Here is a 15155-nt window from a genome sequence, read left to right as displayed (position 1 = left end):
ATTCTTGCCATCGCTCGATCGGACAGACGGGGTCAGCAGGAACATAACCTGCTTAGCCCAGTCCGCTTCGCTATCGGACCGCAGCAGGGCAAACAACACCTGCCCATCATCCAGATCAACGGTAACAGCCTCTCCGCGTAGCCGCTGGCTGACGCGGCCTGGTGTCGGAATAGAATACTCGCCCGCAATATTGGTCTGCACTTCGATCACGCTGGAGCCGCTCTTCAGACCCTCCGGCGTCTCCACCTCCACCGTCAGCCGGTACCGGTAATCGGGGGTGGGATCGGGGCCTAGTCCGCAGCCTGAAAGGACAAAGGCAGCGCCCAGCGCAACCCTTGAAAGAAAATTCCGTCTGTTCATACTCGCCACCTGCAACGCTGCCTGCTTTCACTATGAACGCTACACGTAATTGGGCAAATTATTGATTAAGCACCCCAATATGGGGACATCCCCTGCCCGCATCTTCGCGACTCGCATCCGCCCCGCTACGCATCTCACGTGAACACCGGAATCATCATAGGCAAAGACCGCAGCGGGCAGCCCTGTACCATTGATATGGAGGAGCTGCTCGCCACTCGGCTGCTGGTTCAGGGCAATAGCGGGTCCGGCAAATCGCACCTTTTGCGCCGCTTGCTGGAAGAAAGCGCCGATATGGTGCAGCAAGTGGTGATTGATCCCGAAGGCGATTTTACGTCTTTGGCCGATGTATTTTCGCACATCGTAATTGACGGCGCAGCGCATTCTGTGGCGGAGATTGAAGCCTTGGCGCGGCGGGTGCGGGAACACCGCGCATCGGTTGTGCTGGCTCTCGAAGGGCTCGATGTCGAACAGCAAATCCGCTGTGCCGCGCAATTTATCGGCGCGATGTTCGATGCTCCGCGCGAGCATTGGTATCCTGCGCTGGTGGTAGTGGACGAGGCGCAGATGTTTGCCCCCGCCGTTTCTGGCGAGATCAGCGAAGACACGCGCCGCCTGTCGATGAATGCCATGACCAATCTGATGTGCCGCGGGCGCAAGCGCGGGCTGGCAGGGATCGTCGCAACGCAGCGTCTGGCGAAGCTCGCCAAGAATGTTGCGGCGGAAGCTTCCAACTTCCTGATGGGGCGAACCTTCCTTGATATTGATATGATCCGTGCGGCGGATTTGCTGGGAATGGAACGGCGGCAGGCAGAGCAAATTCGCGATCTGGACCGGGGCAGTTTTTTGGGGCTCGGCCCCGCCATTACGCGCCGCCCGCTCTCGATCCATATCGGCCCGACCCGCACTGGCACCAAACGCAATGCGAGCGGATTGATGCCGCTGCCCGATGCAAAACCCGCCGAAATGGAAGCGCTGCTTCATGCGGAACTGGAAATAGAAGCTGCACCACCGCCAGTCGACCGGCCGGTTCCCGCTCCGCCGCCGGAAGACCTCTCCCGCAATCTCGATATTTTGGACACTTCCCCGGCACCAGCTGAGGCCAAGCCAGCAGACAGTGACGGGCCCGGCAATGATGGCCCAAGCCAGCAAGACATCGCGCGCAGCGCTTTACGCGCCCTCGCCGCTGATCCATCCAGCACCTATCAATCTGCCTCTAATCTATTTCAATCCTTCCTCACCAAATGCCGCGCAGCAGGCGCCCATGCAGTGGGAATGGATATGGAGCAATTCCGGCGTGAATTTGCCTTTGCTCTGGCCGGTATAGACCGGCTGGATGACGCGCAGCAGCACACCGCCCAGCAAATGGCAGCGCATGTCGATAGCGATATTCTGGCGCCCTATCTGGTCATTATCCGGTCCGCCTTTGAAGGCAAGGATGCGCCCGATACTGATGAATTGGCCGCCGCTTATGGAACCAGTTCCCCCGGCCGTATCCGCCGCTTGCTTGACCATATCGAAACGCTGGGCCTGATTGTCATCCGCGAGGAATATGGCGGCGGCCGCAGCCTGCTGGTTCCCGGAATCGACCCGAACATCGAACCGAACATCGAACCGAACGCCGAAGTACAAACGGTTTAGTATTTTGCCGCGCGCGTGTTAGGTTTCGCCCTGCAACGAATCGCGTCCTGATGCATTGAGTAACAATACACAGGTAGACATAATCGGAGAGAACGATGACCACGACATATCACAACCTTATTGACGGCGAGATGGTAAGCACATCAGCGACGATGGAGGTTCTCAACCCAGCCACGGAAAAAGCCATCGGCCTTGTTCCGTCTTGCGGGGCAGAGGAACTGGACCGCGCCGTTGCCGCCGCACGCAAAGCGTTCAAAACATGGTCCAAGACCCCGATTGATGATCGCCGCAAAGTGATCCAAGCGATGTCCGGCGCGATCAAGGAAAATGCGGATGAATTGTTCCGCCTGCTGACCAGCGAGCAAGGCAAGCCGCACGATCAGGCCAAGGGCGAGATTTACGGCGCAGCGGGCATGGTGGCCGCGCAATCAACGCTCAGCCTGGAAGATGAAGTCAACGAAGATAGCGACACGCGCCTGTCCCGTACCCGCCGCGTGCCCGTGGGCGTTGTCGGCGGTATTGTGCCGTGGAATTTCCCGGTGATGATGGCGATGCAGAAAATCGCGCCAGCTATGCTGAGCGGTTGCACCATCGTGCTCAAGCCGTCACCTTTCACGCCGCTGGCGACATTGCGCATTGCCGAACTGATTAAGGACATCGTCCCTGCTGGCGTGGTCAACATCATCACTGGTGAAGACACACTCGGCCCATTGATTACCGAGCATGAAGGGATCGATAAGATCACCTTCACCGGATCCACCGCGACCGGTAAAAAGATTATGGAAGGCGCATCGAAAGATTTGAAGCGCATCACTTTGGAACTGGGCGGCAATGATGCTTCCATCGTTCTGCCCGATGCCAATGTCGAAAAAGTCGCCGAGCAATTGTTCTGGTCCAGCTTCAGCAATGCAGGCCAAGTCTGCATCGCGGCCAAGCGCGTCTACATCCATGAAGACATTTATGATGAACTATCCGCCGCTATCGCTGAAGTCGCCAAAGGTGTGACTGTTGGTGACGGTTCGCAGCAGGGCACCGGTGTCGGCCCGATCCAGAACAAAAAACAGTTCGAGCGTGTATGCGAGCTGATCCAGGATGCGAAAGATAACGGCTATAAATTCCTGAGCGGCGGCGATGTTGACCCCTCGGGCACAGGCTATTTCGTACCACTGACCATTCTTGACAATCCGCCAGAAGATGCAAGGATTGTGGCCGAAGAACAGTTTGGCCCTGTCATGCCGTTGATGAAATTCAGCACCGATGATGAAGTGATCGAGCGTGCCAATAATTCCGAATATGGACTTGCCGGTGCCGTGTGGACCAAAGATACCGATAAAGGCGTGGCCATCGCAGAACAGCTGGAAACGGGCACTGTCTGGATCAATGAATACATGCACCTGTCCCCGTTCGCCCCGTTTGGCGGCCACAAACAATCGGGCTTCGGCGCGGAATATGGCACCGAAGGCTTGCTGGAGTTTACTTACCCGCAAGTGATCACAGTAAAAAAAGACGCGGCGGTTTAAGTCGCAGGCCATCTGCTTTGATAGAAAGGCGGCGCCCCACACGGGTGCCGCCTTTCGTGTATCTGGTGGTGGTTAGAATAGCAGATTGCCCAGAAAACGGCCTGGTATCAGCGTGAACAATCCAGCCACTATCAGGCCGATATATAGCCCCCGCATGGTCCCCTGGTGGCTGGCGATTCTACCCGTGCGTGCCGCGTACACAGCCCACGGGATGCTCACCAAAGTCAGCACCGAGAAAAAATGGATGAAGCTATATCCCGACCCAGCAATCCCAGTGCCAGGACGGCCGATCCAAAAACTCGCAATCGCCGTGATAACCATGAGGACGGCATATATTCTGCCCAACCACTTGTGCAGCAAATCGCCTTTTTTCCGGACCAATAGCACACCGCCGATTACCAAACATGGCAAAACGGTTGATAGATGAATAGCAATCGGCACTGTCAAAGAAACGGTGGCAGCGCTCTCTCCGCTGGCTTGTGAGTACGCTGCAAACCCACCGGTTGTTGCAGACAATACCGACAAAATAGCGGTTATAACTGCAGTGATCGCGACGCTGGCCAGCACATAGCCCCAGCTAGAGGGTTTTGCCCTACTGGGCTGTTCTTTTTCGTCAGCCATGTTCAGTTCTCTCTTGGCAATGGACTCAGTTCAATTGCATGATGAGAGGAATGACGGCTTGCTCAACCCAAACTACGCGAATGACACCGCTGATGCGTGAGTGGAGCTTACTTCATCCCATTCGCCCATTCACGAAACCGCAGACTACTGAATACATATGAAAACACGCCCGCTTACCAATTACATTGCCGAAATAGGCGTGATCGCTCTCGCTGGCTTGGTGCTGGCTCTAGTCGGACCGTTCGGTACAGATACAATGCCGCTTGGCGTTCGTTTCTCGTATTGGATCGGGGGACTGCTTGCGGCTTGGGTAGTGTTTAGATTGATCGTTGTCGCGATGTCTGAAATCACCAAGCTATTGGGCATATCAGACGTGTTCTCCTACCTACTCGCCATACCTCTGTTGGGCGGCCTAATCTTGATCGCACAGAGCGCGTTTGGCGGCCCGGCAGCAGGAACCGATCTGGCGGGAATATCAAGCTGGGCCTATGTGCAGATACTCGGATTAGGCTTGGCATTCTTTGTAATATTCTGGCTTATTTACGACCGGGCCGCCAATCACGCTGCGGAGAAGGAAAACGCACGGCTCAACACATCTCGCGAACGCACCGAACCAACAGGACTTGCAAACACAGCCTTGCATCAGAAACTGCCCGCCGGATTTGGCCCGATCATCGCGCTCTCGGTAGAAGACCACTATGTCCGCGTTCATTCCGTCCGCGAAAACGCAGCCGAACATAGCGAAATGCTGCTCATGAAGCTGTCCGACGCGATAGCACTGATGGGCGACGATACGGGCCTGCAAACCCATCGCAGCTGGTGGGTCGCGACGTGCGCCATCACGGGCCACACCCGCAACGGGCGCAATATCTATCTGACGCTGCCCTGCGGTATAAGTGCCCCCGTCTCACGCAATAATGTCGCAAAAGTCCGTGCAGCGGGTTTGCTCGATTAACGGCGCGAGCGTTAGCCGACCGCAGTCGCTTCTAGCTCGATCATAGTGGCCGGATCATACAGACGTGACACGCCCAGCAAAGTCGCGACTATTTCCGCGCCCTCACCAACATGGATCGGCATAATTTCTTCCGCCGCAGCCATAAAGGCATCGACATCGGTGGTGTAGAAATTCATCCGCACCAGATTGGCGGGTGTCATATCCGCAGCAGCCAATGCATCTTTCACGCATTGCCAAGCCGTTTTATATTGCGCGACAATATCGCCGGGATGCAACGGAGAGCCATCGGGACCCGAAGCCGTCTGGCCCGATAGGTACAGCGTCCGCGTATTGCCCGAAACTTCGATCGCATGGTTGAGGCCAAAACCCTGCAACCACGATGTGGGATTAAAATTGGTCTTTTTCATCAGGTCACTCCCCCTTTATACGGAAAGCTACCCGCAGCATCACCAAAACGCCAGCCGGTTACTACATCACCATTTTGGCGCTTTGCCCGTCATCGACTTTGAGAATCGCGCCAGTCACACATTCGCTCGCGGAGCCCACCAGATAGAGCAGGGTTGAATCGAGCTGCGCCGCCACCGGCACACGTTTACGCGCGACATGATCGCTCGGATCACCGATGCGGGCAAACATTCCGTCCGTCATTTCGCTCACGAACATTCCCGGTGCAATCGCATTGACGTTGATATTGGCATAGGCCCACTCAACACTCAGTGCCTCTGTCATACGGGCGATAGCCGTCTTGGTAACCGCATAGAGTGCCGCACCGCCGCCATCATAGCGGAAATGCGCGGTCGAGCTGATATTGACGATATTGCCCGGTTTCTTCGCATCAATCAGCCGCCGCGCGACTTCCGTCGCGAGCAACCACGGCGCGCGTAGATTTACTCCCAGCACCTGATCAACCAGCTCCACCGGCATTTTGTGCGCGCGCATTGCATCGGGCATTCCCGCATTGTTGACCAAGATATCGACAGTACCGAGCGCGGCCTCTGCAGCATCAACAGCGGCAACCAGAGCATCTGCGTCCAGCGCATCCATTGGGATCGCAGCGGCTTTACCGCCTGCGTCGGTAATCTCTTTGGCCAAAGCCTCCAGCCGGTCCACCCGCCGCGCGCAAAGCGCAACCGCCGCGCCCTGGCTCGCCAGAACGCGGGCAAACCGCTCCCCCAAACCGGATGAAGCCCCGGTCACCAATGCGACACGTCCGGTTAGGTCATGCGCTATATTGGGTAGTGGGTAATCGCTCATTATGCTCTCCGTTCAGGCGGTGTCTTTAGGGCGTTTGGCTGTCCAATCATACAGTTTGCCAAATCGCACCAATGCGCCGCCAATAAATGGTAGCACTACTATCCAGAACCGCACACCCAGCACGCCTTCCGGCGTTGCAATACTGAGGACAGCGGTTGACGCGAGGCCGATACAGGCGAGGATCAGGCCCAGGAACAAGCGCCAGCGCGGTACATCGCCCTTACCCATACCCTTCGGGTTTTCGCCTGCTTGTTCATAGCGTGCAAACAGCATGACCAACGGCAGTGTGAGCGCGATGTAGAGCACGAACCACACTGGCCGCGCCAACCACCACATCGCTGTGCCTGGCTCCACGCCCAGGCCCACTCCGCCCAGCATCCATGCCGCAACCAGAACCAGCACAAAGGCGGTGAGATGCCACAGATAGACGCTCATAATCATGCCGTTAATCAGCACCACGCTGGTCCAGATCCGGATATTGTCGAGCATCTTGCGCGCCTGCGGCTCTAACGCCAAAGCAAAGCCGGTTTGCATAATCCCTAGCGCCAACAGCGCAATCGTGGGCGGCATCGAATTGGTGATGTCATTCCCGGGTACGCCAATCATCGCCACAGGATATGGGCCGATAAATACCAGCCCGAGCAAGGCAATCAGCCCGGAGGCACCCCACGCAAGCGCCTTGGCTGGTTTGGCGAAGTGCCCCTCGCCCCAAGCATAACCGAGCTGATGCACGGCCAGCCAGACAAAAGCGAAGTTGGTATATTTCAGATAAGCGACACCGAATTGATAGGTCAGCAGATCAACCGCAACCGCGCCGAGGACCAGCGCGAAGAATGACCCCATGCCCCACCGCTTCCACGCGGCGTGACTGAGCGGTACCACGGCCGTGACCATTATATAGACAGACAGAAACCACACCGGGATCAGTGCAAGCTGTGCCGCCATAGCGACAATGCCCCGTTCGATACCCATAACGGTCCCAAACATCGCGATACCAGTCCAGATCGCGAATAATGGCAGCACCGGATAGATCAGCCGCCTGAACCGGCTGGAGAACCAATGCGAATAGGTGCCATTATTACGGGTATTGGCGGACCAGCTGACGCCATTGGAAAAACCGCCCACCAGAAAGAACAGCGGCATTACTTGAAAGACCCAGGTCAGCCCTTGCGTCCATGGAATGATGCCGAGCAAGTTTCCGCCAACCACTGCGCCGCTCTCATCAATATACGGCGCAGCGACCAACCAGTGCCCGACCACCACGGCCAATATTGATAAGGCCCGCAAAAAATCGACGTAGCGGTTGCGCTCCGGCGGGGCCATCTCGGCCATCGCACGCGCACGGCCCCAAATCCCTTTTTTGGCCGGTTTGGTATCCGTCATTCACCACTCCTCTTAAAGCCAGAAGTGGGACTGTTCCTGTTACTTTTCAATGAATCCGCGTTCTAACCGCCGAACACAACAGTTCGCGCGCCGTTCAAAAGCACCCGTTCTTCCAAATGCAAACGAACGGCTTCTGCTAATACGCGGCTTTCGATGTCGCGACCTTTGCGGACCAGATCATCGGGGCTGTCAGCATGGGTTATTGCTTCCACTGATTGATGAATAATCGGCCCCTCATCCAGATCAGTGGTCACATAATGCGCGGTTGCACCAATCATTTTCACGCCGCGTGCATGGGCCTGATGATAGGGTTTGGCGCCTTTGAAACCGGGCAAGAAACTGTGGTGGATATTGATACAGCGACCAGAAAAATCGGCTGCCTGCTCGTCTGACAGAATTTGCATATAGCGTGCCAGCACGACGAGTTCGGCGCCTTTCTCGTCCGCAATTTCTCGCACCCGGGCTTCTTGCGCAGCTTTAGTCTCTCGCGTGATCGGCAGGTGGTAAAATGGCAAATCACTCAAATCTGTATGGCTGATCGCATCGGCGGGATGGTTAGAAATAATCGCGACCGGATCCATCGCCAGTTCCCCGATCCGCCACCGGTAAAGCAAGCTCGCCAGGCAGTGGTCAAACTTACTGACCATGATCACAACACGGCGCGGGCGATCACGCAGCGCAAGCTTCCAATTCATCCCGAACTGGCCAGCAATAGGATCGAATTCAGAACGCAGAACGCTCCTGCTCACTCCGGCAGGGTCAAATTCGACCCGCATGAAGAAAGCATCGCTGTCCCGATCATTGAATTGCTGTGCTTCAAGAACATTTCCGCCACGCTCGAACAGGAAATTCGTAACCCGCGCGGTAATGCCGGGGCGATCTGTGCAGCTTAGCGTGAGAACGAGTGGGTCAGACATCGCTCAACGCCCTCCCAACGCCTCTTCACTCTGCATCATCAGTTCCTGCATAATATCCGCCACTGGTTCTTCAGTCTTCAACATACCTACCGATTGACCCGCCATGATTGAACCGCTTTCGACATCCCCGTCGACAACTGCACGGCGCAGCGCGCCTGCCCAGAAGTGTTCGATTTGCAATTGCGCTTCGCCCATTTCAATCTCGCCCGCGTCGAGCATTTTGGCGACTTCGATCTGTTTGGCGGTAAACTCTTCGGACCCTTTGTTTTTAAGTGCGCGAACAGGGATCACTGGCAAGCGCGGATCAACTTGGACACTGGTAATCGCATCGCGCGCATTGGCACGGAAGAATGCTTTCTTGAAATTCTCATGGGCGATACTCTCTGTCGCGCAAGCAAAACGGGTACCGAGCTGAACCCCAACTGCGCCCATTTCCAAATAGCTAGCGATAGCTTCCCCGCGGCCAATACCACCGGCAACAAATACCAAATGATCTTCTGCCAACGCTGGCAGAAACTCTTGCGCCAAAACACTGGTCGAAACCGGACCGATATGACCGCCGGCTTCCATGCCCTCGATCACAAGCGCATCGCCGCCACTGCGCAACAGTTTCTTCGCCAACGCAAGTGTCGGTGCAAAGACGATAACTTTGGCGCCAAATTCCTTGATGGCCTCCACACTACCTTTGGGTGGAATACCGCCGGCCAAGACAACATGAGTAACGCCATGTTTCGCGCAGACGGCAATCAGATCGAGCAATTGCGGATGCATTGTAATAAGGTTCACACCAAACGGTTTATCCGTCAGGGCCTTAGTCGCTGCGATTTCTGTATCGAGCAAATCGGGCGTCATTGCCCCGCAAGCGATCACACCGAACCCACCGGCATTGCTGATCGCAGACACCAGATTGCGTTCAGACACCCAGCTCATTGCACCACACAAAATGGCATAGTCGGTCCCGAGGAAATCGGTCCCCCGTCGCATCAATTCGGTTGTCTTGGAAAATTGGCTCATACTGGCTCCGTTCGATATTGATTTGTGCTTTAAAGCCACTGCCGGACATCGGCAAGAACCCGTAAAGGGCGGTCAAATATTCTAAAATCGCCTTAGTCGATCATACTGATGCCATTAATCGTTTCGCTAAATGGAAAGAATCGCGCTATGGCGGGTTAGTACAGTGAGGCAAATTTAACAGGAGTTCCCAATGGCAGAAGCAGATCCACAAGTATCCGGTTGCCCGTTCAGCGCGGCAAGCGGCGATGTTCGCCCCCTTCACGGTCGGACCAATAAAGACTGGTGGCCTGATGCTGTCCAAGTTGACATTCTCCGCCAGAATGGTGGTTCGGTCGATCCGCAAGGCGATGATTTCGATTACGCTGAAGCCTTCAACGCCATCGACTACACTGCCCTGAAAGCAGATCTGACCGCGTTGATGACAGACGACCAGCCTTGGTGGCCGGCCGATTACGGCCATTACGGCCCATTCTTTATTCGTATGGCATGGCACGCAGCCGGCACATACCGCACCGGCGATGGCCGCGGCGGTTCGAGCAGCGGCCAACAACGGTTTGCCCCGCTCAACAGCTGGCCGGATAATGGCAACCTCGATAAGGCGCGCCGCCTGTTGTGGCCGGTAAAGCAGAAATACGGCAAACACATCAGCTGGGCCGATCTGTTCATCCTCGCCGGTAATGTCGCGATTGAAAGCATGGGCGGACCAGTCTTTGGTTTCGGCGGCGGACGCAAAGACGTGTTTGAGCCGGAAACTGTCTATTGGGGCACAGAGGAACTGTGGGTCGATACTGGCGCGGAAACCCGCATCAATCCTGAATCCGGTCTGGAACTGGAAGGCCCGCTTGCGGCGATCCAGATGGGTCTGATTTACGTCAACCCGGAAGGGCCAGGCGGCAATCCCGATCCGCTTCTGTCAGCCCGCGACATGCGCGAAACATTCGCGCGTATGGCGATGAATGACGAAGAAACTGTTGCTCTGACCGCTGGCGGCCACGCATTCGGTAAAGCGCATGGCGCGAAACCGGCGGATAGCTTTGGCGGTTCGCCGGAATCCGAAGCTCTTGCCTTGCAAGGGTTTGGCTGGCTGACTGATGCCGAAGAGATCGAAAAAGGTCACATCACAACCTCGGGCATTGAAGGTTCGTGGAGCAACACGCCGACAACATGGAACGGCAATTATTTCCGTTTGCTGATGGATTACGAATACGAGCTGGTTCACTCGCCAGCCGGTGCGCAGCAATGGCAGCCGATTGACCAGAAGGAAGAGGACATGGCGCCAGACGCCCGCGATCCTTCCAAGAAGGTTCCGACCATGATGACCACTGCCGATATGGCGCTGAAGATGGATCCGGAATATCGCAAGATATCCGAACGCTTCCGCAACGATCAAGCGGCACTGGATGATGCTTTTGCCCGTGCATGGTTCAAACTGTGCCACCGCGATATGGGGCCGAAAGTCCGGTATCAGGGTCCGGAAGTTCCCGAAGAAACACTGATCTGGATGGATCCGGTTCCTGAAGGCAGCACGCCATCAGATAGCGCGGTTTCAGATTTCAAAGCCAAAGCTCTGGATAGCGGTTTGAGCGTGGCCGAACTGGTGAAAGCCGCTTGGGCATCTGCATCAACTTATCGCAATTCAGACCACCGCGGCGGTGCCAATGGTGCCCGCGTACGCCTTGCCCCGCAAAATGGTTGGGCCGCAAACGATCCGGAAGAACTGGGCAAAGTGCTCAGCACTCTGGACGGCATCCGCGGTGATCTGTCGATGGCCGATGCGATTGTGCTGGCCGGTGCCGCAGCAATCGAAAAAGCCGCCAGCGATGCGGGCAGCAGCGTTTCGATTAATGTGACCACAGGCCGCGGCGACGCGACTGACGAGCATACCGATGCAGAAAGCTTCGAACCGATGGAGCCGTTTGCCGATGGTTTCCGCAATTATCTGAAAACGAAAGCCAGCGTGAAGACCGAAGAATTGCTGGTCGACAAAGCGCATCTGCTGGGCCTTTCGATGCCGGAAATGACTGCCTTGGTTGGCGGCATGCGGGCGCTGGGCGCAGTGGCGGGTAATACTGGCCACGGTGTTCTGACAGACCGCGCTGGCCAGCTCACCAATGACTTCTTCGTCAACCTGCTTGACATGGGCACAAAATGGGAAGTCGTGGACGGAAGCGGCGATGAAGAATTTGTTGGCCGTGACAGGGCAAGCGGTACAGAAAAGTACCGTGCAACCCGCACCGATCTGGTGTTCGGTTCCAACTCACAGCTTCGCGCACAAGCCGAAGTGTTCGCGGAAAGCGGCAATGAGCAGCTGTTCCTCGACACCTTCGTATCCGCATGGACCAAAGTGATGGATGCCGACCGGTTCGATCTGGGATAAGCATCCGCAAATAGAACCCTAAAGGGTCGCGAGAAGCCTCCTCATGTTTCGGCATGAGGGGGCTTTTTGTTAGAACCAGCCTGCTTCTTTTAACGCGGGTGCCGCAGCGCGCGACACGGGCGCTTCCAGATTGTTGTTCAGCAGCAAACGTATATTGCGCCCTTCACGCTTGGTCCCTTGCACTGCCGCGCGCGCCACCCACCAGCTACGGTGCACCTGCGCGCCGTCCAATCCATCTAGCTCAGCCACTGCATCGCGCATCCGCAGCAGGATCAGATCAGACCCCATGGCGGTATGCGCACGAACATAATGATCCTCCATCTCCAGCGCGATCAAATCGGTACCAAGCGACAGCGGAAGCCGTTCAAAAAAACGCGGCCGGAACTGCGTAACATCTTCGGGGGCGGGATCAGCCAGCGCCGCATTCCTCGCGTGTTCGTGCGGAACTGCATCCGCATTCCGCTTGCCGCGCTCAATAAGAATGAACAATACGGTGATGCTGGCCCCGATCGCCAAGACATTGATATAGGCAGCAAGCCCTTCCTGCGGGGTCGGCATGCGCGGCACATTTGGCAAAAAGCCGATACTCCAAACCGCAATGGCCATCGGAATGGTGGCCAGCAGCGTCACCCCGGTCCACAGCGCCCATTGCGGCAAATCCAGCTTGGCGTGCAACCAACCAACCGTCAGTCCCATGGGATTGTAAATACAATAACCCAACCACGCGAGCCCAATCCAACTGAGCAGGCGCGTGGCCATCGGTGCATTGACCGTACCAAACGGGCCAATCACTGCCAGCACAATCCCGATAAGTGTCATGATCGATAGGTCGATGACCAATTTGCGCGCCAGCCGTGCGCCTTTTCCGGGTGCCGTTTCACTCATATGCGCTGCAAAGTAACGCCCGTTCGCGCTTCGTAAAGTGGCAAACATACCGATTTGCGCCATTTTCACGAAGGATTTGCGCCGCCCGCGCAGACTGTATTGCGAGTGAACGGGCACGTTGCATGATGGCTCTCAACGGACCAGCTAAGGAGGCTTACATGACCAGCACAACACTCGCAGACTTTCACCCGGCACCCGCCAACACGCCCGCTAAGGCAGACTTTGAAATCGGCCCAATCGCCCGCACGCTGGTAAGCATTGCTGGTTTCACGATGACGTTTTTCTGCGTGATAGCGATTGGCCGTGGGCTGCTCGGCTTTGTACCGAACTTGCATCACTACAATAAATTGCCGGTCATCATCCATGTCGCGACTGTATTGCCGTGCATCCCGCTAGGTCTTTATGTGTTGCTGACACGCAAGGGTACTCCGCGCCACCGGATGCTGGGCAAGATCTGGCTTCTGCTGATGCTCATCACGGCAACCTCTGCCATCTTCATCCAATCAAGCGGCAGTTTCAGCTTCATCCATATCTTTGTGCCAGTTACTTTCCATGCCGCATGGAAAACTGTTGCGACCGCGCGCAAAGGCGACATTGCCGGGCACAAGAAACATCTGGTGCTGACCTATCTGGCCGCACTGATGATCCCGGGTATTGCCGCCTTCGCTCTGCCCGGCCGCCTCATGAATGTTTTGCTACTGGGCTAACCGTCATATCCGATTACGACTTTGCCCGCTGCGTCCTTTGCGATGCGGCGGGCTTCGTCTGTGGTGCCAGCACAGGCCAGTGCAACGCCCATCCGGCGGTAAGGGCGCGAAGTGGGCTTACCGAAAATCCGGACATCGGCACCGTTCTCCATCGCCCCGGCGAGGCCCGAATAGCTCAACGCCTCGCTATCCCGGTCCGCCAATATCACCGCGCTGGCCGATGGCCGCGCGCGGATCGTATCGGGCACTGGCAACCCCATAATAGCGCGCGCGTGAAGATCGAATTCGGTCAGGTTCTGGCTTAGCAATGTGACCATCCCGGTATCATGCGGGCGCGGGCTGAGTTCCGAGAAAATCACCTCTTCACCCTTTACAAAGAATTCGACCCCGAACAGACCATATCCCGCACCGTTACCGGCCAACGCATTGACGACTTTACGCGCCATATCTTGCGCAGATGCGATGGCCCCATCAGACATGGGGGTTGGCTGCCAGCTTTCCTGATAATCGCCGCGTTCCTGCCGGTGACCGATGGGCGGACAAAAGCTGACACCATCTTTATGACGAACGGTCAGCAAAGTAATCTCGTAATCGAAATCGACGAATTGTTCGACGATCACGCGCTTGCGGTCACCGCGCATATTGGCGGCAGCATAATCCCAAGCCTGTTCCAGTTCATCAGCAGAACGGACTGTGCTTTGCCCCTTGCCGCTGGACGACATGACCGGTTTTATGACGCAAGGCAGACCGGTAAACTCCGCGCCCGCCAACACTTCGTCCAAGCTTTCCGCATATCTGTAGCGCGAGGTCTTCAGCCCTAATTCCTGCGCCGCGACATCGCGGATGGCGTCGCGGTTCATGGTCAGCTGCGTCGCCCGGGCCGAGGGTACAATATTGACGCCCTCATCCTCCAGCTCCGCTAGCACTTCAGTGCGGATCGCCTCAACTTCAGGCACGACCAAGTCAGGTGAATGTTTGGCAATCGCCGCCCTCAGTGCATCGCCATCGAGCATAGAAAACACTTCATGGCTGTCTGCCAACTGCATCGCCGGTGCGTTATCATACGCATCGCACGCAATAATACAGGCGCCAAGGCGTTTGGCCGAGATGACAAATTCGCGGCCCAATTCGCCGGAACCAAGCAAGAGGATTTTTGCGGTGTGGCTCATGCGGCGATGTCCTCGAACACTCTCCACGCTTCATCCAAATTCGCGGGATAGAAACAGAATAGATCACTGCACGCCAGCCAAGACGCTACATTTGTGTGCAGTCCTGGATTTTTGCCTTTTGCGAGATTGCCACTTCGGTTCATACCGATTGTTCTTCGGTCCGTCTGTATAGCAACTAGCTGGGCGGAGATTTTCAAATTTGCGCTTGTCCAAATAGCTAATTTATTTTTATTCTTCACCACAACACATGCAGGCTTACCCGCACACATAAATCGGACGACTTTCTTGTTCTCGTTGTCGAGCTCAAGCCGACGGTGCCCAGTCGCAAGCGCGATTGCCCCCTTCACAAGCGGCC

Annotated in this window: 13 protein-coding genes and 1 pseudogene; 5 read left to right on the top strand and 9 right to left on the bottom strand. The window is 56.3% G+C overall.

Annotation, left to right across the window (positions count from 1 at the left end; all coding sequences use genetic code 11):
* Positions 1–360, bottom strand: a pseudogene (locus tag HKD42_RS12805) (hypothetical protein); the annotation flags it as partial.
* 138 nt (positions 361–498) lie between these two features.
* On the opposite strand from HKD42_RS12805, the gene HKD42_RS12800 reads away from it, so the two are divergent.
* Together HKD42_RS12800 and HKD42_RS12795 are read left to right on the top strand one after the other, a co-directional pair.
* Positions 499–1998: a helicase HerA domain-containing protein gene (locus HKD42_RS12800; RefSeq protein ID WP_170013941.1), complete on the top strand. Its 1500-nt coding sequence runs from the start codon at positions 499–501 to the stop codon at positions 1996–1998.
* A gap of 95 nt (positions 1999–2093) precedes the next feature.
* Positions 2094–3518 carry an aldehyde dehydrogenase family protein gene (locus HKD42_RS12795; RefSeq protein WP_170013939.1) on the top strand — a complete coding sequence of 475 codons (1425 nt, stop codon included), beginning with the start codon at positions 2094–2096 and terminating at the stop codon, positions 3516–3518.
* Positions 3519–3590: 72 nt separating this feature from the next.
* Here HKD42_RS12795 and HKD42_RS12790 read toward each other — a convergent pair whose 3' ends face one another.
* On the bottom strand, positions 3591–4139 hold the full coding sequence (locus tag HKD42_RS12790; protein ID WP_170013937.1) for a DUF2306 domain-containing protein: 549 nt from the start codon (positions 4137–4139) through the stop codon (positions 3591–3593).
* 157 nt (positions 4140–4296) lie between these two features.
* Here HKD42_RS12790 and HKD42_RS12785 point away from each other — a divergent pair, with 157 nt between their 5' ends.
* Positions 4297–5094: a LytTR family DNA-binding domain-containing protein gene (locus HKD42_RS12785; protein ID WP_170013935.1), complete on the top strand. Its 798-nt coding sequence runs from the start codon at positions 4297–4299 to the stop codon at positions 5092–5094.
* An 11-nt stretch (positions 5095–5105) separates the two neighbouring features.
* On the opposite strand, the gene HKD42_RS12780 is transcribed toward HKD42_RS12785, so the two are convergent.
* From HKD42_RS12780 to HKD42_RS12760, 5 genes are all read right to left on the bottom strand, one after another.
* The gene (locus HKD42_RS12780) at positions 5106–5501 is read right to left on the bottom strand and encodes a RidA family protein (protein ID WP_170013933.1); all 396 of its coding nucleotides are present in this window, start codon (positions 5499–5501) and stop codon (positions 5106–5108) included.
* A gap of 61 nt (positions 5502–5562) precedes the next feature.
* Complete coding sequence (locus HKD42_RS12775) at positions 5563–6348, bottom strand: SDR family NAD(P)-dependent oxidoreductase (RefSeq protein ID WP_170013931.1); 786 nt, start codon at positions 6346–6348, stop codon at positions 5563–5565.
* Positions 6349–6360: 12 nt separating this feature from the next.
* Entirely contained in the window at positions 6361–7731 is a 1371-nt protein-coding gene (locus tag HKD42_RS12770) for an acyltransferase family protein (RefSeq protein ID WP_170013929.1), read from the bottom strand.
* Positions 7732–7793: 62 nt separating this feature from the next.
* Complete coding sequence (purU, locus tag HKD42_RS12765; protein ID WP_170013927.1) at positions 7794–8648, bottom strand: formyltetrahydrofolate deformylase; 855 nt, start codon at positions 8646–8648, stop codon at positions 7794–7796.
* A gap of 3 nt (positions 8649–8651) precedes the next feature.
* Positions 8652–9662, bottom strand: a complete 1011-nt coding sequence (locus tag HKD42_RS12760; protein WP_170013925.1) for an NAD(P)H-dependent flavin oxidoreductase — start codon at positions 9660–9662, stop codon at positions 8652–8654.
* 190 nt (positions 9663–9852) lie between these two features.
* On the opposite strand from HKD42_RS12760, the gene katG reads away from it, so the two are divergent.
* Complete coding sequence (gene katG, locus HKD42_RS12755) at positions 9853–12039, top strand: catalase/peroxidase HPI (protein ID WP_170013923.1); 2187 nt, start codon at positions 9853–9855, stop codon at positions 12037–12039.
* A gap of 69 nt (positions 12040–12108) precedes the next feature.
* Here the strand turns inward: katG and HKD42_RS12750 are convergent, their stop codons facing one another.
* Entirely contained in the window at positions 12109–12924 is an 816-nt protein-coding gene (locus HKD42_RS12750; protein WP_170013921.1) for a LytTR family DNA-binding domain-containing protein, read from the bottom strand.
* A gap of 158 nt (positions 12925–13082) precedes the next feature.
* Between HKD42_RS12750 and HKD42_RS12745 the strand changes: the two genes are divergently transcribed.
* Positions 13083–13631 carry a DUF2306 domain-containing protein gene (locus tag HKD42_RS12745; protein WP_170013919.1) on the top strand — a complete coding sequence of 183 codons (549 nt, stop codon included), beginning with the start codon at positions 13083–13085 and terminating at the stop codon, positions 13629–13631.
* On the opposite strand, the gene purT is transcribed toward HKD42_RS12745, so the two are convergent.
* Positions 13628–14800, bottom strand: coding sequence for a formate-dependent phosphoribosylglycinamide formyltransferase (gene purT / locus HKD42_RS12740; RefSeq protein ID WP_170013917.1), 1173 nt, complete (start codon positions 14798–14800; stop codon positions 13628–13630). The genes HKD42_RS12745 and purT overlap by 4 nt on opposite strands.
* Positions 14801–15155: the final 355 nt, after the last annotated feature.

Source organism: Pontixanthobacter rizhaonensis (genome assembly GCF_012972675.1).
Taxonomy (GTDB): Bacteria; Pseudomonadota; Alphaproteobacteria; order Sphingomonadales; family Sphingomonadaceae; genus Pontixanthobacter; species Pontixanthobacter rizhaonensis.
Note: the sequence above shows the minus strand (reverse complement) of the source record. Positions and strands in the feature narration are given on the sequence as shown.